This window comes from Psychrobacter cibarius (genome assembly GCA_030686115.1).
In the GTDB taxonomy this organism is placed as follows: Bacteria; Pseudomonadota; Gammaproteobacteria; order Pseudomonadales; family Moraxellaceae; genus Psychrobacter; species Psychrobacter cibarius_C.
The window spans coordinates 884,416-903,331 of record CP131612.1; the positions used below are offsets into that span (position 1 = coordinate 884,416).

Annotated in this window: 15 protein-coding genes; 12 read left to right on the forward strand and 3 right to left on the reverse strand. The window is 43.4% G+C overall.

Annotated elements, in window-relative coordinates:
- Positions 1-47 precede the first annotated feature (47 nt).
- The 3 genes from Q6344_03795 to Q6344_03805 form a co-directional block, all read right to left on the reverse strand.
- Positions 48-1,757 carry a chromosome condensation regulator RCC1 gene (locus tag Q6344_03795; GenBank protein WLG14470.1) on the reverse strand — a complete coding sequence of 570 codons (1,710 nt, stop codon included), beginning with the start codon at positions 1,755-1,757 and terminating at the stop codon, positions 48-50.
- 291 nt (positions 1,758-2,048) lie between these two features.
- Positions 2,049-3,263: a magnesium/cobalt transporter CorA gene (corA, locus tag Q6344_03800; GenBank protein ID WLG14471.1), complete on the reverse strand. Its 1,215-nt coding sequence runs from the start codon at positions 3,261-3,263 to the stop codon at positions 2,049-2,051.
- A gap of 74 nt (positions 3,264-3,337) precedes the next feature.
- Positions 3,338-3,727: a DUF2237 domain-containing protein gene (locus Q6344_03805; protein WLG14472.1), complete on the reverse strand. Its 390-nt coding sequence runs from the start codon at positions 3,725-3,727 to the stop codon at positions 3,338-3,340.
- Between the two features lie 479 nt (positions 3,728-4,206).
- Between Q6344_03805 and Q6344_03810 the strand changes: the two genes are divergently transcribed.
- The 12 genes from Q6344_03810 to der all read left to right on the forward strand — a co-directional run bounded on the left by Q6344_03810 (position 4,207) and on the right by der (position 18,873).
- Positions 4,207-5,514 (forward strand): ATP phosphoribosyltransferase regulatory subunit, encoded by a 1,308-nt coding sequence (locus Q6344_03810; protein ID WLG14473.1) that lies wholly within the window; start codon positions 4,207-4,209, stop codon positions 5,512-5,514.
- Between the two features lie 126 nt (positions 5,515-5,640).
- Entirely contained in the window at positions 5,641-6,930 is a 1,290-nt protein-coding gene (locus Q6344_03815; GenBank protein WLG14474.1) for an adenylosuccinate synthase, read from the forward strand.
- A 318-nt stretch (positions 6,931-7,248) separates the two neighbouring features.
- Positions 7,249-7,665 (forward strand): lysozyme inhibitor LprI family protein, encoded by a 417-nt coding sequence (locus Q6344_03820; protein ID WLG14475.1) that lies wholly within the window; start codon positions 7,249-7,251, stop codon positions 7,663-7,665.
- 438 nt (positions 7,666-8,103) lie between these two features.
- Positions 8,104-8,535: a nucleoside-diphosphate kinase gene (gene ndk, locus Q6344_03825; protein WLG14476.1), complete on the forward strand. Its 432-nt coding sequence runs from the start codon at positions 8,104-8,106 to the stop codon at positions 8,533-8,535.
- A gap of 406 nt (positions 8,536-8,941) precedes the next feature.
- Positions 8,942-10,183, forward strand: a complete 1,242-nt coding sequence (gene rlmN, locus Q6344_03830) for a 23S rRNA (adenine(2503)-C(2))-methyltransferase RlmN (GenBank protein ID WLG14477.1) — start codon at positions 8,942-8,944, stop codon at positions 10,181-10,183.
- Between the two features lie 213 nt (positions 10,184-10,396).
- Positions 10,397-11,347, forward strand: coding sequence for a type IV pilus biogenesis/stability protein PilW (pilW, locus tag Q6344_03835; GenBank protein WLG14478.1), 951 nt, complete (start codon positions 10,397-10,399; stop codon positions 11,345-11,347).
- The gene (locus Q6344_03840; GenBank protein WLG14479.1) at positions 11,344-12,156 is read left to right on the forward strand and encodes a DUF4115 domain-containing protein; all 813 of its coding nucleotides are present in this window, start codon (positions 11,344-11,346) and stop codon (positions 12,154-12,156) included. Before pilW ends, Q6344_03840 begins: the two co-directional genes overlap by 4 nt.
- A 133-nt stretch (positions 12,157-12,289) precedes the next feature.
- A complete protein-coding gene (gene ispG, locus Q6344_03845) occupies positions 12,290-13,405 on the forward strand; it encodes a flavodoxin-dependent (E)-4-hydroxy-3-methylbut-2-enyl-diphosphate synthase (GenBank protein WLG14480.1) in 1,116 nt (371 codons plus the stop codon).
- Between the two features lie 64 nt (positions 13,406-13,469).
- Positions 13,470-14,759, forward strand: coding sequence for a histidine--tRNA ligase (gene hisS / locus Q6344_03850; protein ID WLG14481.1), 1,290 nt, complete (start codon positions 13,470-13,472; stop codon positions 14,757-14,759).
- A gap of 55 nt (positions 14,760-14,814) precedes the next feature.
- Complete coding sequence (locus tag Q6344_03855; protein WLG14482.1) at positions 14,815-15,600, forward strand: tetratricopeptide repeat protein; 786 nt, start codon at positions 14,815-14,817, stop codon at positions 15,598-15,600.
- A 240-nt stretch (positions 15,601-15,840) separates the two neighbouring features.
- Positions 15,841-17,049, forward strand: a complete 1,209-nt coding sequence (gene bamB, locus Q6344_03860; GenBank protein ID WLG14483.1) for an outer membrane protein assembly factor BamB — start codon at positions 15,841-15,843, stop codon at positions 17,047-17,049.
- Between the two features lie 381 nt (positions 17,050-17,430).
- Positions 17,431-18,873 (forward strand): ribosome biogenesis GTPase Der, encoded by a 1,443-nt coding sequence (der, locus tag Q6344_03865; protein WLG14484.1) that lies wholly within the window; start codon positions 17,431-17,433, stop codon positions 18,871-18,873.
- Positions 18,874-18,916 lie beyond the last annotated feature (43 nt).

Genomic DNA, 18,916 nt, shown 5'->3' on the forward strand with positions numbered 1-18,916 from the left:
GAAATTCAACCAACTATGCACTGTTCGCTTCGTCATGCTTAAAACACTTATAGCTGACTAGGTAAAGCAACTGGGATAGGGTTGTTATACATCCAAATATGAGTGGTGTCTTTGTTGCCGAGTGAGCCTTCAAAGCTCCAGCCCCACGTAAATAAATGACCAGCTTTCAGCGTATTATTATCTTGGTCAAACGATTTTTCATGAGCAATCAGATGCATGGCACCCATGGCCATATTATCGATATTCTTGAGATTCGGCAGCTTATTGGTTGGTTCATCTAGGTCGTTGTAAATGGTCTTGCCTGCGCCATTTGTCTCCCCAAACATGCCCCATGCATAGAGAATACCATCCGTTGCTGATGAGCCATTATTAGTGGCGACATTGTCCAGTAACGCATAGCTGGCATTGCCATTGGCATAAACGCGGCGAACTTCTTTATCTGTAAACCAAGGCAGTTTGGTCGGTGAGGTAATGACATCTGCCCATGCCTTTTCGCTGCCATTAAATGTCTCACCATTGTAGCCCAATTGACTAGTGGCATTTAAGCCCCAACCATACACTGCGTCTTTATTGGTCAATGCTAAGATATGGTCTTTGCCAGCCGTCAATTGGGTCACTTTTTCTACATCTATAGCGGGTTGGTCGTCAGCTTTTTGAGTGGCGTCATCTGTCTTAGCAGTAATGGCGTGATTAATCGTTTCGTTAATGACATGAATACGTACAGGGGTTGCATTGACGTTGATACAGTTGGTTGTAGTGTTACAGACTTTGCCTTTGCCAAGGTTGGCGTAAGCATCGCTGCCCCAACCCCAAACCTGACCTTTGTCATCTAAGGCATAAGAGCTATTGCCACTGACAACCACCTGCACGATATGTCCTGCCTCTGTGGCTGCTGTAAAGTCAACTTTGACAGGGGTGCTGCTATCGGTGCTGGTATTATTACCAAGCTGACCGTGCCCATTGGCACCAAAGGCCCAAACCGTGCCCTCTTCGGTCAATACCAAGTTATGGCTATAGCCGGGTGCGACCATGACGGCATTTTCGATACCTTCGATCGCGCTGATATCCAAACGACAGTCAGCAGTCTTACTACAGTCATTACGACCCCCATCACCGCGACCCAGCTGCCCGTATTTGTCTTCGCCCCAACTATAAACTTGACCATTTTGAGCAATAGCGAGTGAATGATTTTGATTAAAGCCAATAGATAACAAATCTTTTGGTGCGCTGTTCATCAGCATCGGCGTGTCTGGATGTCCCATAATATCGTTGATTTTTGTGGTCAGACCGAGTCCTGTCTGACCATAGTTGTTGCGACCCCAACCATATAGCTGACCATCACGCAGGGCAGCGGTATGCGAACCACCTGCCGCTATGGTATCGCCTACGTAGATGGTTGTGGTTGAGCGCATGATATTACCAGCATTGTCTGTGGCTTCTAAGACAATGGTATTGCTACCTAGCGTTAATAAAATACGATCATCAAAATAACCATCAGTATCTAGCGTTAGCGCTTGAGCTGATTCGTTATTATGCATATAGGTCAATGATTTAACGCCGCTGCTATCTTGTACTTGTCCTGAGACAAATACCGCGGCAACCGCGCTATAGCCATCAGTAAAGTTGCTATCAGTGGTTAGTAGTGGCGGTGTCCCATCTATGATAGCAGTGGCTGTGTCGGAATCACTGCCACAAGCAGTAAGAATCAAGGCTGCGGTAACGACCGCGACAGCTTGAGTAAGACGGGATAAACGCATAAAAACCTCGATAGATGCAAATTGACAATATGTCAGTACGCCAGCCGTAAAATAACAAAACCGTCCCATACAAATCCGACGGTTGTAGGGTTTGTGCTATTGACTGAGTCAATCGTATATGATGGCGTTGGAATAATAGAAATGGCGGCAAGAGTTTAGCAATAATAAATGTGAATAGTATTACAAATAAGAATTATTATCAATAATAAAGTGGAAAAACAGCACCACCAAGGATGCTGTTTTTAAAAGCTGAACGCTAACTACAAATGAAACATCAACTATAAATTTTGGTTATAACCATTTAAGTCTTTTAAAATTGTAATATAAATAGCCACATAATGATCCAATGATGAGCATGATGACAAAGTAGGAATATTGCCAATGCAGCTCGGGCATGAAATCAAAGTTCATCCCATAGATACCCGCAATGGCCGTCGGTACAGCTAAAATACCTGCCCAAGCAGCAAGCTTACGCACCACCTCGTTCTGTCCCATATTAACCATGGCCATATAGGTATTCATGACCACACTCAGCATCTCATTCAGACCATTAATGGCGTCTAATGAGTGTAACAAATGGTCATTGACGTCGCGAAAGTAGGGCTTAGCGGCCTGAGAAAAACCAGAGACCATCTCGCTTTTTTTATGATTGATAAAAAAACTACAGATATCTTGTACTGGCAAAATAATCGCCCGCATATGTACGAGTTGCGATTTGAGCTCATAAAGGTTTTTTAATGTACCTTTATCAAACTCATAGGTAAACACGTAACGTTCTTGCTCACGCAAATAGCGACCTAAACGATCGGTAATCGGCATATAATTATCCACGATAAAATCGAGAATAGCATGCAGTACAAATATCGGCCCCATACGCAGCTTTTCAGGGCGACGATGACAATGCTCACGGACAGGTGCGTAGGAGTTTGATGGACCATTACGGATGGTAATCAGGTAGTTTTTGCCCATAAATATCGCGGTGGTACCATAGCGAATGACATTGTCCTCAAGCTTAGCGGTACGCAATACCACAAACACCATGTCATTGTCGTAGTTCTCAACTTTGGCACGTTGATGATCGGCGAAAGCATCTTCGATTGCCAGTTCATGTAGCCCAAAGGCTTCTTTGACTTTGACCATGGTTTCTAGGCTTGGATCATAGAGACCAAGCCAAATAAACTGACCATTATTATTTAATGCACGACTAACATCGTTTAGCGCCAATTTATCGAGATTTTCACCCGTCTTACGTGAGTAAGCGTAGCAATTGACGACTTCATCGGCACTGGAAGAGTCAATATCCTCATAGCGTTCAGAGTCAGGATCGTAGACCGTCATGGTCTCGATGGTGTCCTCAGTGGTGGTATCAGCATCGCCATAGATATAGCTGTCGTCATTGTCTAGATAGAGATGTTCATCATTCATATCGGCGTAAATACGGTTGATATTAGAGTTAGGTGCAATACGCGCGGTTTTTTTTATCAACTGGTCGTTATTGTTTTCCATACACCCTCCCTTTATAAAGTAAAAAACGTGTCACAATCAGAACTTATAATGATTGTTGTTAATAATGATCGTTATTAAAGGGCGTAACTTTTCAAAGTATCAATATCGACCAAGCTCAATAAGCTTTCGTGGCAAGCTTCTAGTTTGATTTGCGGGGCAATATCAAAGTCCAAAGCTTCAACCCAGCGTAACGCACAAATGCACCAATAATCACCAGGCTTGAGGCCAGAAAATCCATACTCAGGTAGCGGCGTAATCAAATCATTGCCGCGACTGGCAGAAAAGTTCAAAAACTCGCTGGTCATCTTGGCGCATACGGTGTGCTGACCAACGTCATGGTTGCCAGTATGACAAAAGCCGTTGCGGTAATAACCGGTAATAGGGTCAAAGCAGCAGCTGGCAAGTGCCGTACCTAAGACATTGGTTTGATTGTTGGCAGGGTTTGGGTGGTAATCAGATGACATAAGGCTTCCGAGATAAAAATATGGCTTAGTGTACCATGAGTCGGTATCGAAGGCGTTGTTCTCACTTTGCTCATTATTTTCTTTATCATATAAAATGATGGTAACCATTTTTGAGTCAACGATTACTTATATAGTCTATAGATAACCTTCATAGATTAAGTGCTGATAAGACGTAATTAGATAGTAATTGTGGCTAATTGTCACTAGGCGAACCTTGGCTGCTATGCTAAACTAAAGCATAAAGTGCCTTGATTATTTAACGCCGTTTATTAGCGCATAAAGATACTCGTCTTATCATTCTAAATTATACTTATTACTCACCCTTTTGCGGCTACCTAGTTTGTTTATAAATAATTGGGTCAATGATGTTGCGCGTTAAAAATAAAAATGCATGGCGTCAATGCAATTGTAAATATAACCTTTAAGTACCGCATCAGTACCGCGTTTTTGGTAAGCGATACGCCAAACAAGGATTTATTGTGTCTGTCAGTTCTGATTCTGCAAAACTTGCCCAGTTAAATACGACTAATGAAGCGGCGGCTCAGCCTGCTGAAAACACTGCTACCTCTACTAGCATGCCATATTTAAACAACTTTGCCAGCGACGTTGCCAATAGCTGGTTGTTGCCTGATGGGGTGGTGGATGTGCTGTTCGAAGATGCGCGTAAGCAAGAAGTGCTTAGGTATCAGCTGACTCAGCAGCTTATTGCTCATGGTTATCAGTTGGTCAATCCACCAATGATTGAATTTACAGAGTCATTGTTGAGTGGCGCCTCAGAAGATTTAAAGCGTCAAACTTTCAAGATTATCGATCAGCTAACGGGTCGCTTGATGGGTCTGCGTGCGGATATTACCCCGCAGATTTTGCGTATTGATGCGCATTGGGGCGGCACAGGTATTGCGCGTTATTGCTATGCAGGTGATGTGATTCATACCTTGCCATCAGGGCTGTTTGGCTCACGTACGCCTTTGCAGCTCGGTGCTGAAATATTTGGCTGTGCTTCACTTGCCGCAGATATTGAGCTGATAGATGTGTTGTTTGGTATGATAAATAAGCTAAATATGAGTGCGACGCTGCATATAGACTTGGGTCATGTGGCGATATTCAAACGCTTGGCTGAGTTGGCAGCGTTGTCTGATAATGACACTGAACAACTCATGCATTTATATGCCAATAAAAATCTACCAGAGCTAAAGCGTGTCTGCCAGTTATTGTCAATGGGTGATGATTTTTATGCTTTGGCACGTTTTGGTCATGATATTACCAATCTATTGGCGAGATTGTCAGAGACTGCACAGCAGGACACGCAAGTCGCGACTGCTATCAATGAATTACAACGTCTAAAAACACATCTACAAGACCAGTGGCAATGCCCTGTGAGTATCGATGTGACGGAATTATCAGGCTATCATTACCACACGGGTATTGTGTTCAACGGCTATATCAATAGTGAGACGCAACCTCTGGTACGTGGCGGTCGTTTCGATGGTATGCAAAGTGGCAATCAGTTAGCAATCAATCAGCCACGTGAAGCCACGGGCTTTAGTATGGATGTCAGTCGTTTGCTTGCACACACGCAGCTTGAGACACCAATCATCGTATTGGTCGACTATGAAGCATTGAGCAGTGCGAACCAAGAACAGAGACAGATACTGCTACAGCAGGTTGAGAGTTTACGTGAGCAAGGCTATCGCGTCACCATGCCATTGAATGCAGAAGATCGTCCCTCTGATATGACGCATCTTTTGAGCTTTACAGATAATCATTGGCAGTTACAGAGTATTTAAGCATTAGTTTTTAATATTAGTATTATTACCATTTTTTAACGTCTTTAAAATCAAGATAACGAAAGTTATCACAGGTTTTAAACCGTTATTGCACACACCTCAATACATTAAAGGTAAGGACTGATCATGGGTAAGAATGTCGTAGTTTTGGGTAGCCAATGGGGCGATGAAGGTAAAGGTAAAATCGTCGATTTACTAACCGAAAAAGCTTCAGCAGTTGCACGTTTTCAAGGCGGACATAACGCTGGTCACACGTTAGTTGTCGATGGCAAAACCACCATCCTACATTTAATCCCATCAGGTATTTTACGTGAAGGCGTTACCTGCTTCATCGGTAACGGCGTGGTGTTAGCACCTGACGCATTATTAAAAGAGATGAAAGAGCTAGAAGACAACAACGTACCAGTACGTGAGCGTCTGCGTATCTCTCCAAACTGCCCACTTATCATGCCGTATCATGTGGCACTTGACCAAGCACGCGAAGCCAAACGCGGTACTGGCAAAATCGGTACGACAGGTCGTGGTATTGGTCCTGCTTACGAAGACAAAGTGGCGCGCCGTGCCATCAAGCTTGCTGACTTGTTCCGTGATGATTTAGAAGAAAAACTCCGCAACTTAATCGAATATCATAACTTCCAATTGACTCAATATTATAAAGTTGAAGCGATTGATTTTGATGAGACACTTAAGCTTTGCCAAGAGTGGAAAGAAGAGATTAAAGGCATGGTTACTGATGTAACCGAAGACCTTAATCAATTGCGTCTGGCTGGCAAGAATCTGATGTTTGAAGGCGCGCAAGGTACATTACTTGATATCGATCATGGTACATATCCGTTTGTGACCAGCTCAAGCGTAACCGCTGGCGGCGTGTCTACTGGTACTGGTATCGGTCCATTGTACTTAGATTACGTACTTGGTATCACTAAAGCTTATACTACCCGCGTTGGTAGTGGTCCATTCCCAACTGAACTATTTGATGATGTTGGTGCGCATTTGGCTAAAGTCGGTCATGAGTTTGGTGCGACCACTGGTCGTGCGCGTCGCTGTGGTTGGTTCGATGCGGAAGCATTACGCCGTGCCGTGGTACTGAACTCTATGTCAGGTATCTGCTTAACTAAGCTTGACGTATTAGATGGTCTTGAAGAGCTACTAATCGGTGTGGGTTATAACTTGCCTGAAACTGAATGTGCAGGTGCACATGATGCTGAATTCTATGAGTCAGTCACGCCTAAGTATGAGACGATGCAAGGGTGGAGTGAGTCAACCGTTGGTATCACTAACTATGATGAACTTCCAGAAAATGCGAAAAAATATATCAAACGTATCGAAGCGTTGATTGGTTGCCCAGTTGATATTATCTCAACCGGTCCTGATCGCGAAGAGACGATTGTATTGCGCGACCCATACGACGCTTAGTTTCTTATCGTAAAATTTAATTAGTTTAAGCGTTCATAAAAAATCCCAGTGCTGAGCATTGGGATTTTTTTATGAGTAATGTCTTATGAGTAAATTCTCAGCATTTTCTATTATGTGAACTATTATTAATGCCAAATGATAAAAAGTGTTAATCACTATTAATTTCTAACGATAAAAAATCAAGATATCTGGTAATTGAATAAATTGAGATAAGAAAAAATAGCATAAAGGAGAGAATTGCTAACATTATTCTGGTTTAATTGGTATATTATGTTATAAATAAATGTAATTTTATCAATATATAAAAAGGAAAACGTGATGAAAGCGACTATTATCAAGCACTCTATAGGCAAAACAGCTTTAGCGCTGCTAACGTCTGCGGCTTTTATGTTTCCTATGCTGTCATGGGGCGCGCAAAACTGTGATAAACCCAATAATGATTTTGATGATTTATATTGCTTAACGAAAGTATATTTGGAGGCAGATAAAGAGCTGAATAGTTCTTATGCAAAATTGGCTAAGCAGTTAAATAGCCAGCAAAAATCCAAACTCAAACGTGGACAATTGGCGTGGATACGCGAGCGTAATGACCAATGTAGTTATAATAATGATGAAGGATTTTTTGTCAATATGGGATGTGCGACTCGGGTGACAACTGAGCGAGTGAACTTCTTAAATGATCGTGTGCGTGAATGTAGCGCTGGCAGTTGCCGCGACAGCCGCTTAGGCGAGTAGTTGTTTTTTAGTATTGCTTGAAAGCAGTGACCTTCATAGCTGCGTATTAATAAAATCCCTTAGCATTATATGCTGAGGGATTTTTGTTGGTAACACTTACATAGAGTTTTCGCCAAGTTGGTTTTATGCTTATTAATGACAAAGATAGTTAGTGATGAGATACGTAGGGTAAGAATCTGCTATTGATGAATGCTTACTTTGTTTTAAGATAAGCTGCGGTCATAAATTTACTTTTATGCAAGGTGCGGTCATAAATTAACCCTATCATTTATAGCGCTAATCATTATAATAGGCAGCAATCCTGTGTTGGCGCTCATATTATCGCATTGATAGACCATGAGTTATTTAAATATGCCTAAGTCAACATTGCGGCCAAAGATAAAACAAAGTATTTACCATCTCATTTTTATCGAATTCATTATTTATTAGGAGCTTTTCATGGCTAACGAACGTACTTTATCTATCATCAAACCTGACGCAGTAGCTGGCAACAACATCGGCGCTATCTACGATCGTTTTGAAAAATCAGGTCTAAAAATTGTTGCCGCTAAAATGATGCAACTTGATGATAAAAAAGCGGGCGGTTTTTACGCTGAGCACGCTGAGCGTCCATTCTACAAAGATCTAGTGTCATTTATGACTTCAGGTCCAGTATTGGTATCTGTATTAGAAGGCGAAAATGCGATCGCTAAGCATCGTGATATCATGGGTGCTACTAACCCAAAAGACGCCGCTGAAGGCACTATTCGTGCTGACTTCGCTAGCAGCATCGATGAAAACGCGGTTCATGGTTCAGATTCAGCTGAATCAGCAGCACGTGAAATCAGCTACTTCTTCAATGAAGAAGAAGTTTGTGCACGTACGCGTTAATATAGTAAACCAAATATAGTCTGTTACGGTGTCAGACTCGCTTAATGTACTCAATGTACAATTGGCGCTTGTCTTCCTTGTACCAGCTCTGTATTTGATTCACTATGCACTAATAGCTTATAAAATTGACTATAAATTATTAGTGTGGCAAGACGGCTTATATCTTTTGGTATAAGCCGTTTTAGCTATTATAATAGTCTGACTATGTGTTGAAATTTTAACTTTTCTCCCTCATTATTGGTTTTATATAGCGTTATCAATCCTTTATCAGCATATTACTTTCAGTTTTTGGTAAAAAATGCGCTCATAACGGATTGCTCATGCACTCATATATTGAGTACGTCTAGCAACACCCATCTCAACAATTGCATCGCCTATATCAGTAGATGCAAAAAGGTTATGTATTATGTCAACTGCTCAAACTCCTATTCAAACTGACGTCCAACACGTACCTGCTAAGACTACTAAGAGTATAAAATTAGTAGACGAGGCGCAGGCGAAAACCAATCTACTAGGTATGACCCAAGCGCAGCTGGCGGAATACTTTAAGAGTATTGGCGAAAAGCCGTTTCGCTCGACGCAAGTCATCAAGTGGATATATCAGCAGGGTGTCACTGATTTTGAGCAAATGACCAATCTAAGTAAATCTTTGCGTGATAAATTATCAGCCAATGCCTGCGTCATTCCGCCAAAAGTGATTCATCGTCAATATAGTGATGATGGTACGCGTAAATGGGTCTTTGAAGTCACTGGCGGTTCATTGGTCGAGACCGTACTAATTCCCGCAGATGATAGTAAATTAAACGGTCGTAAAACCTTGTGTATTTCTTCGCAAGTGGGCTGTGCGCTCGACTGTAGCTTTTGTAGTACGGGTAAGCAGGGCTTTGAGCGCGATTTGACAGCGGCTGAGATTCTTGGACAATTATGGGTGGCAAATGCCTCTTATATGACCGATGGAAATGATAGTTTAGAAAATGTTGACCATAGTTTATGGGAAAACAACGTCACCAACGTCGTCATGATGGGTATGGGCGAGCCGTTATTAAACTATCGTCCCGTTGTCAGCTCAATGGAATTGATGCTCAGTGACCATGCTTATGGTTTATCAAAGCGCCGCGTTACTTTATCGACTTCAGGTGTGGTGCCAAAAATGTATGAGTTGGCACAGGAGCTTGACGTGGCTTTAGCGATTTCATTGCACGCACCAAACGACGAGCTGCGTAATGAATTAGTGCCGATCAATAAAAAATATCCATTAGAGCAGCTCATGGCAGCAGCAAGAAATTACGTTTTTGAAGTCAATCCGCGCCACAAAAAACACGTGACTATTGAATATGTGATGCTAGATGGTGTCAATGATAGTAATGAGCATGCTGAGCAATTGGTCGCATTATTGGGCGATTTACCCAGTAAGATTAACTTGATACCGTTCAACCCGTTCCCACATGCAAACTATGATAAGTCGAGTAATAATCGTATTCATGCCTTCAGCAACATATTAAGTGAAGCAGGTTTTGTTTGTACCATACGTCAAACACGCGGTGATGATATTGATGCGGCATGTGGTCAATTGGTTGGGCAAGTGGCTGACAGAACGCGTCGTTCAGCCGCGTGGCAGCAAAGCATCAAGGATCGTGAAAGTGTTTAGTATGATGGTCATATAAATGGTGAATAGATATTTTCGATGTAGCATCGTATTTGTCTTTGATCTGTCGCAATGGTAATAAAAATGTATCAATAACGATTAGTTTGGATGTGCACAGCAATTAATGACAACTAAATTGTACTTATGCGGGCTAAATCTATTAAACTGATGCCTCGAGGATCGAACGCATTGAATCACAGTTTTATGATGGCGGCTATGATGACTTCTAGAAATTCTTGTCAGTTCAATTATCAAAAAATATTTTCTCAGACTTATAAGCGATTGAGTACAGCGAATGGACTAGGGGCTATTGACCCAATAGCGATGTCGAAGCGTACGGTATTAGTGACAGCATTGGTAGGGTTGCTGCTCACTGGTTGTCAAAGCACGCCGACCAATGATTTGACAAACATCGCGGCTTATCAAACGTCTACGCGACCCAATGACAATCGTAACTTAGATCAACAAGAAATTGCTCGCGTGCGCACTTCACTTGCCGCACAATATATCCGCAAAAATGAGCTTGATACTGCTCAGCGCCAACTTGAAAAAGCCTTTGCTGCCGATAGCCGTTACGCGCCAGCCTATGATATGATGGGCGTTTTGCTGCAGCAAGAGGGCAGTCGACTCAATCTCGAAAAAGCCGATCAGTATTTTAAAAAAGCGATTACGCTTGATAAAGATTTTGAGCAAGCCCACAATAACTATGGCGTTTATTTGTCACAAATGAAGCGCTATCGTGAGGCGGCAGAGCAGTTTGAGATTGCGGGTTCAGCATTAGGTTACGAAGGTCGTATTGGTGCGCTAGAGAATCTAGGACGCACTTACTTACAGCTAGGTGATCGCAGTGCGGCTGCTAAAGCATTTTTACGGGCACTTGATGGCAATCGCAATAGTATTATTGCCCATATCGAGTTGGTCGATTTATTGCTTGAGCAGCAACGTGTTCCACAGGCTCAAAGGCTTTATGATGAAACGTTGATACTGGTGCAAGGGCAGGGCATTAGCCCGCGCTTGCTATTACAAGGTATCAAATTGGCCGCTGCACAAAATAACATAACGACGCGCCAGCAATTGGCACAGCAGCTTTTATCCGCTTATCCTTTAAGTGATGAAGCAAAACAACTTAAGACTTGGCTTAACAATCCAGAGGCACCATGGAAATGACCACCCCATCATTAAACACTCAATCTAACGCTCAGGGATCATTTGGTGCCGTGTTGCAGCAAGCCCGTAAAAATAAGCAAATCAGCTTAGACGAGGTAGCTGCCGAGTTATTTATTTTAAAGCGTCATTTGCAAGCGCTTGAAAATGAAAATTTTTCGGAGATGCCGCAAGCTGCTTTTGCCCGTGGGTTTGCCATCAATTATGCTAAGTTTTTGGGTTTAGATCCTGTAAAAATAGCGACCAGCTTTGATGCTGCTTATCCTACGGAGCTGAAAGCCAAGTCAGTGAATAACACGGATACGCCACTGCGTCCAATGGGCACGTTGCAACGTGATACGCACAATCGAATTCGTTTTAACCCACTACTGATCATCGCCGTTATTGGTGTCATTATTTTAGCGATTTTCTTATTTCGCATGGTGAGTAATGCCAGTAAAGAGAATGCCGAGCAGCCAGTATCGACGGTCGAAGACGTCTCAGCGATAGAGCAAGCGCAAGGGGCGGCAATCAATACTGATGAGATGGGCGTTGGTGCCTCTGGCTCTGCTCTAAACTTGGGCGGCGATGCAAGTCCAGCGTCTTTAGATGTCAAACTGACGGATACCGCCGTCGTGAGTATTACTGATGCCTCTGGTAGTAGTTTAATGAGTGGCTCGCAGACATCTGGGGATTATAAACTGTCAGGTACGCCGCCGTTTAATGTACAAATTGATAATGTTGATAATGTCAGCATAATGCTTAACCAAGAAGCGGTTGCGCTAAATACTTATGCAACGGATAAGCAAGCCAATTTTGAGTTAGCGCCTTAACTTTTTAAGCGGCTAATTTTGAATGCTAGTCTTATCGACTGCTGTACAAGATTTATTTTTAAAAGTTGCTATCTGCAAGCTATTATAAGTGTATTTTTTCTGCGTTTTTTCGCTCTAACTGAAGGGTTTGTCTATGTCAACGTCAGCGCCTATTAACCGTCGCCTTACCAAAAAAATATATGTCGGTGATGTCGCGATTGGTGGTGATGCGCCGATTAGTGTGCAGAGTATGACCAATACAGATACTTGCGATGTGGCAGCAACTGTCGCTCAAATCGAACGCTGCGTTGAAGCTGGTGCGGATTTGATGCGGGTGTCGACGCCAACGATGGATACGGTCAAAGCTTTTGGCGAAATTCGTAAGCTGGTCAGTGTGCCTTTGATTGCAGATGTGCATTTCGACCACAAAATTGCGTTAGCAGTTGCCGAAGCGGGGGCTGACTGTCTGCGTATTAATCCAGGTAACATCGGTAGCGATGCCAAAGTACGTGAAGTGGTCGCCTGTGCCAAATATTACAACATCCCTATTCGTATCGGTGTCAATGCAGGCTCGCTCGAAAAAGACATTCAGCGCAAATATACCGAGCCAACTGGCGCGGCGATGCTTGAATCAGCCATGCGCCATATCGATATATTAGAGCGTCTAAATTTTGATCAATATAAAGTATCGGTCAAAGCCAGTAATGTGTTTTTGACCTTGGATGCGTATCGCCTGATTTCTGCCCAAATTGATAATCCGCTGCATTTAGGCGTCACCGAGGCAGGCGTTTATCGTACGGGCGCGGTTAAATCTGCGATTGCACTTGGCGGTTTATTGTTAGATGGCATCGGTGATACCATTCGTATCTCACTGGCGGCAGAGCCTGAAGAAGAAATTAAAATCGGCTTTGATATTCTAAAATCGCTCAATATACGTTCTAATGGTGTCAACTTTATTGCGTGCCCAAGCTGCTCGCGCCAAGAGTTTGATGTGATTCGAGTTATGACGGCTTTAGAGTCGCGTTTAGAAGACATTCGTGAACCAATGAACCTGTCTGTGATCGGCTGTAAAGTAAATGGTCCTGGTGAAGCCAAAGAGGCCGATATTGGCATTGTTGGTGCTGCACCAAGATCCTTGGTATATCGTATGGGTGAAAAAAGCCATCTTATCGATACCGATAATTTGGTCGATGAAATCGAAGGCATGGTACGCGCACATGCCGAAGATTTGGCTAAAAAACGCGAGAATGAGATTATCCGCGTAAAATAAAACACTATTGTGAGCAAAAAATAAAAGAGACACTTGTTAAAATTTTTAAGGATACGACCGTACCATGATTAAAGCTATCAAAGGGTTCAATGATATTTTGCCTGATCAGTCCGCAAAATGGCTGCATTTAGAAGCGATATTGGCTGAAGTACTGGGCAGATACGGCTTTGAGCATATTCGCTTGCCAATCGTTGAGCAAACCGATTTGTTTGCGCGTGCCATTGGCGGCGCGACTGATATTGTCGAAAAAGAGATGTATAGCTTTACCGATAAATCTGAGCCACCAACGCCGTTAGCTCTACGCCCTGAAGGTACGGCAGGGGCGGTGCGTGCTGTGATTGAGCATAACTTGCTGCGCGGTGATACGCCAAAGTTATGGTATATCGGTCCAATGTTTCGCTATGAGCGTCCACAAAAAGGTCGTTATCGTCAATTTCATCAAATAGGTGTTGAAAGCTTTGGTAGTGCCTTACCAGACGCTGACGCTGAGCTGATCGCCATGACCCATCTGATGTGGCAAGAGCTGGGTCTAAAAGATGAGATGCGTTTAGAGCTAAACAGTCTGGGCGAAATTGATGAGCGTCATGCTTATCGCGAAGCATTGGTTGCTTATTTAACCGATAAAAAAGATCAGCTGGATGAAGACAGCAAGCGCCGCTTGACCACCAATCCGCTACGTATTTTAGACAGCAAAGAAGCAAGCACCCAAGCTCTATTGGTAGACGCGCCGAAGCTGGCTGACTTTTTAGGTGAAGAAAGCGTGGCGCATTTTGAGCAAGTACAAACGTATCTGACTGAGCTGGGTATTAATTTTGAGATCAATCCACACTTAGTACGCGGTCTTGATTATTATAACAAAACGGTTTTTGAGTGGGTGACCGACAAGCTTGGTAGCCAAGCGACTGTTTGTGCAGGCGGCCGTTATGATGGTTTGATTGGGCAACTAAAATCCATCGGTACTGATGGCAATAAGCCAGTAAAATCTGAGCCTGCTGTTGGATTTGCCATGGGGCTTGAGCGTTTATTACTGTTAATGGAAGCGGTTGCGCCGATTGCTGATGTTCCCGCTTGCGATGTTTTCGTGGTTGCGCATCCGGAAGTTTATAGTGCGGGTATTGGCTATGCCCAACGCCTACGCTATAGTCGCCCAGATATTCGGGTGAAAATGGCGAGTGCGACGAGCCTAAAAGCGCAAATGAAGAAAGCCGATAAGTCAGGTGCTGCATTGACCGTTATTATTGCGCAGCAAGAGCTGGATGATAATACCCTCAGCGTTAAAGACATGCAGACGGGCGAACAACAGACGGTTGCGACAGATTGGTTGTCGAGCAAAGAAAATTTTATCCGTCATTAATCGATTGCGGTTTTAGCATTAGCAATTTAATAACACTTTTATCAGGTAAACACATATGGCTCTGACACCCAATTCGCCGAATGCAGACAATTCAATGCAAGCGTTAAAGCAGTATGGTAGCTATATTGTCACTGCGATTTTGTTGGCACTGGCCGCTTATTTTGGTTGGACATATTGGCAGGACAACCATGCGCGCGTAGACACCGTTGCAGCAGATCATTATGCAGACATTCAGCGGTTGAATGAAGAAGTCAGTTTGGCCTCACAAAACCCTGATTTGGAAGCAGAAGCACAGGCAGCACTTGCCCAAAGTCGCACCCAGCTAAATAAAGATATTGATGCGCTAGTTAGCAAGCATGGTGAGTCGGTTTACGCTTGGCAAGCACTGATGATTAAAGCGCGTCAGCAAGTAGATAATAATGAATTTGCCGAGGCAAGTGAAACCCTCAAAAAAGCATTGGCTATTGACTTAGGTGATGCAGGTTTACAGGCAATTACTCGTTTGCGCTATGCGACAACGTTACTGGCGGCGGGCGATACGGATGCTGCATTAGCAGAAGCCAACAATGATATGCCAAGCTCATTTGAAGCCAGCCAACAAGAGTTGTTAGGGGATATTTATTTGGCACAAGACAATAAAGACTCAGCGATCAAGTCTTATAATAATGCTTGGGAGTTGTTACGCAACCGTCAAGAGACGCGTGCAGTATTGGCATTAAAGATGGAGAGTCTGGGCATCGTACCTGAGCCTATCGACGAACCAGTCAGTCTGATTCAAGAGTCAAGTAGTCCTGCACAGCCCTTAGTGGAAGAAAATGCTGCTGCCGAGGTTGCGCAATAATTGTACAGTGACAAGCGCTGTTAACCAATAATAGCGTTTGCGTTCTACCTAATGCCTGATAATTGCTAGTCAATAGCGCGTATCTATAACCGTTCTACAAGCTAAGTGGTGCAGTAAAACAGCATCGGATAGACCACCAGCACTCATTGAATGTGCTTGGTGAATACTAATCGCCGCTCTTATACTTACTGACAACCAATTTACTAATTAATAATAATTTATTTGTAGTGAGAACTCATAATGACTCAATCTATTCGCTCTAGCAAGATATCAAAAGCTAAAACCATCAAATCGACGGTGATGTATGTGGCAGTATTGGCAGCGATGAGCACTGCGGTGATAGGGTGTAATCGTGGTATTAAACCCGTCGTCAATGATCCAGTCAAGCTGGTACAGATTGCTGAGCCTATCAGTGTGTTGCAACCGGTTTTTAGCACAGATATTGGCAATAAAAAAGCCAGTAAGAAAGATCCATTAGACTTGCAAGTAGGTTATGTCAATGGACAAATCGTCACTGCATCGCGCGGTGGGGACTTGACCGGCTTTAACAGTGCAGGCGAACGTTTATGGTCGATCAACGTTGGCGATCAAATCACGGGCGGCGTTGCTTTAGATGCTTTGAGCCAAACAGCGATTATTAGCACACGCGGTGGTCAAGTGATGGCATTTGATAGTGTGACTGGCGCAAAACGCTGGCAGAAGCAGTTATCAGGATCAGTATTGACACCCGCTTTAATTACCAATAACCGTGTCATTCTATCAGCGAACGATGGCTTTTTACATGGCTTGTCACTACAGACAGGTCAGTCAGTCTGGCAGTTTGCCACACAAGTTCCAGCCATCAGTGTGCGCGGTAGTGCGGCGCCAACATTGTTGGACAGCAAAACAGCATTATTAGCGACTGCTGATGGTCGTTTACATGCGGTGACGACTGATAGTGGTTTACCGCAGTGGTCAAGACGTGTTGGCGTTGGCACTGGTAGTAGTGAAGTTGAGCGCATGAGTGATGTCGATGGTACGCCGATCGTCGATAAAAACCAGCTATTTGCCATCAGTTATAGTGGTCAGTTATTAGGTATTGATTTGGCTTCGCGTCAAGTCATGTTTGTCAACGAGCTTGCCAGCTTAAAGTCACTTGCTGTAAATAACCAGCAAGTGATTGGTACCAGCTTAGAGGGCAAAGTGGTTGCCTATAATCGCAGTAATGGTGAGGTTCTTTGGGAAAGTGAAGAGCTGGCTTATCGTCATTTAACCAATCCTGTAATGATTGGCAATTATATTGCCGTGGGTGATTTTGACGGCATGGTACACTTATTCGATCCAGCTAGCGGTAAAATCGTTAGCCGTGTACAAACTAAGGGTGCTTTGAGCAGCTTGCAAGTACAAGGCAGCCGTTTAATGACACAGAGCACATCAGGACAGGTTGCTATTTGGCAATTAGCTCGCTAAGCTTTTTATCGGTTAATGCTTACTTAGATAGTATGTTTGATATTATCGTTAAGCCAACTGATGGATTGCAATTTTAGAGAACACAAACGCTGCTTCGTCAGCGTTTAGTGCCTTGTGTAAATTGCTTGTTTAAATACAGGCTTTCGCGTACTCTATGCGACCGATGCGCCGTAGGTGTTATCCATATATATTATTTATTTATCATTTAGTCATCCTATGTACCACTTGCTAATTGTAAAATAGCTGACTATTATTTTTGCTATTGTTTTATCATTCATTTTAATTTGCGGTCAAGAGCAGCTTATTCACGACTACTGTTATATCACTGGTTATAAGAATAACTGTACTGCCCGCCATTGTGCCTTTCACTGAGAGTAACCCATGAGTATCAAGCCTGTGGTCGCCTTAATTGGTCGTCCAAACGTCGGTAAATCCACCTTATTTAATCAGTTCACAAAAAGTCGGCAGGCATTGGTTGCTGATTTGTCAGGACTGACTCGTGACCGTCAGTACGGTGATGCGACCTATGAAGACAAATCTTTTATCGTTGTAGACACTGGTGGTATTGGTGAGGCGGATGACGGTAGCGGCAACATTGATGATTATATGTCTGAGCAGTCGCATACGGCAATTCATGAAGCGGACATCATCGTATTTGTGGTGGATGCTCGTGCTGGTATGATCGGCGCAGATGCTGAGATTGGTAAGTTTTTACACACCCTTGGCAAACCAGTCTATGTGGTTGCCAATAAAGTCGATGGTGCTCACGACGCTGCACCTGCCGAATTTTATGCATTAGGATTGGGTGAGCCATATCCGATGGCGGCAAGTCATGGTCGCGGTGTCGGTAATTTGCTTGAAATATTGACGGCTGATATGCCTGAGCAAGAGAATGTTGTAGAGCCAAAAGGTTTGAAGCTAGCGATCATAGGTCGTCCAAACGTTGGTAAATCGACGCTAGTCAATCGTCTATTGGGTGAAGACCGAGTAGTGGTTTTTGATATGCCCGGTACCACACGTGACAGTATTTATATTCCTTATACACGTGAGGGTAAGGACTACGTCTTAATCGATACTGCTGGTGTACGCCGCCGCGGCAGAATTGATGAAAAAGTAGAGAAGTTCTCGGTCATTAAAACCCTGCAAGCAATCGAGGATTCTAACGTAACCGTTATTGTTATTGATGCGCATGAAGGTATCGTTGATCAAGACTTGCATATGATTGGCTATGCGCTTGATGCGGGTCGTGCTTTAGTTGTTGCGATTAATAAGTGGGATGGTCTGACTGCTGATCAGAAAAATTATATCAAGATTGAGATGGATCGCCGCTTTAACTTTATCCCTTATGTAAAAGTGCATCTAATCTCAGCCTTACATGGCACTGGTGTGGGTAATCTATACCCGTCTATCTTGCGTGCTTATAAATCTTCGATGTTTGAAGTATCAACCAATCGTTTGACTCAGATTCTGCAAGATGCGGTGACAGCCAATCCACCACCAACGGTTGCTGGTCGCCGTATTAAACTGCGCTTCGCTCACATCGGTGGTCACAATCCGCCTGTCATTGTCATTCATGGTAACCAAACCAGTGCGCTACCTAAGAGCTATCAGCGCTATCTGGAGAACCAATTCCGTCAAGTATTTAAGCTCGAAGGCACGCCGCTCAACGTTGTTCTTAAACAAAATGACAACCCATATGCCAACAAGAGCGATACACCAACCAAAGCGAAGACGCAACAGTTGCGCCAACGCGAGCGTAATCGGGCACAGAAATTTACTACCAAAGATAAGCAGAAATTCACCAATAAAGATAAAAAGCGTTAATTTAGCAGAATGATGATGGTCTTTATATTGTTGTAGTAAATAA

Coding starts and splice junctions, on each gene's coding strand:
- Q6344_03795 (WLG14470.1), bottom strand. CDS start 1,757: ATGCGTTTATCCCGTCTTACTCAAGCTGTCGCGGTCGTTACCGCAGCC.
- Q6344_03820 (WLG14475.1), top strand. CDS start 7,249: ATGAAAGCGACTATTATCAAGCACTCTATAGGCAAAACAGCTTTAGCG.
- Q6344_03855 (WLG14482.1), top strand. CDS start 14,815: ATGGCTCTGACACCCAATTCGCCGAATGCAGACAATTCAATGCAAGCG.
- ispG (WLG14480.1), top strand. CDS start 12,290: ATGTCAACGTCAGCGCCTATTAACCGTCGCCTTACCAAAAAAATATAT.
- der (WLG14484.1), top strand. CDS start 17,431: ATGAGTATCAAGCCTGTGGTCGCCTTAATTGGTCGTCCAAACGTCGGT.
- hisS (WLG14481.1), top strand. CDS start 13,470: ATGATTAAAGCTATCAAAGGGTTCAATGATATTTTGCCTGATCAGTCC.
- Q6344_03840 (WLG14479.1), top strand. CDS start 11,344: ATGACCACCCCATCATTAAACACTCAATCTAACGCTCAGGGATCATTT.
- ndk (WLG14476.1), top strand. CDS start 8,104: ATGGCTAACGAACGTACTTTATCTATCATCAAACCTGACGCAGTAGCT.
- Q6344_03815 (WLG14474.1), top strand. CDS start 5,641: ATGGGTAAGAATGTCGTAGTTTTGGGTAGCCAATGGGGCGATGAAGGT.
- pilW (WLG14478.1), top strand. CDS start 10,397: ATGATGACTTCTAGAAATTCTTGTCAGTTCAATTATCAAAAAATATTT.
- corA (WLG14471.1), bottom strand. CDS start 3,263: ATGGAAAACAATAACGACCAGTTGATAAAAAAAACCGCGCGTATTGCA.
- rlmN (WLG14477.1), top strand. CDS start 8,942: ATGTCAACTGCTCAAACTCCTATTCAAACTGACGTCCAACACGTACCT.
- bamB (WLG14483.1), top strand. CDS start 15,841: ATGACTCAATCTATTCGCTCTAGCAAGATATCAAAAGCTAAAACCATC.
- Q6344_03805 (WLG14472.1), bottom strand. CDS start 3,727: ATGTCATCTGATTACCACCCAAACCCTGCCAACAATCAAACCAATGTC.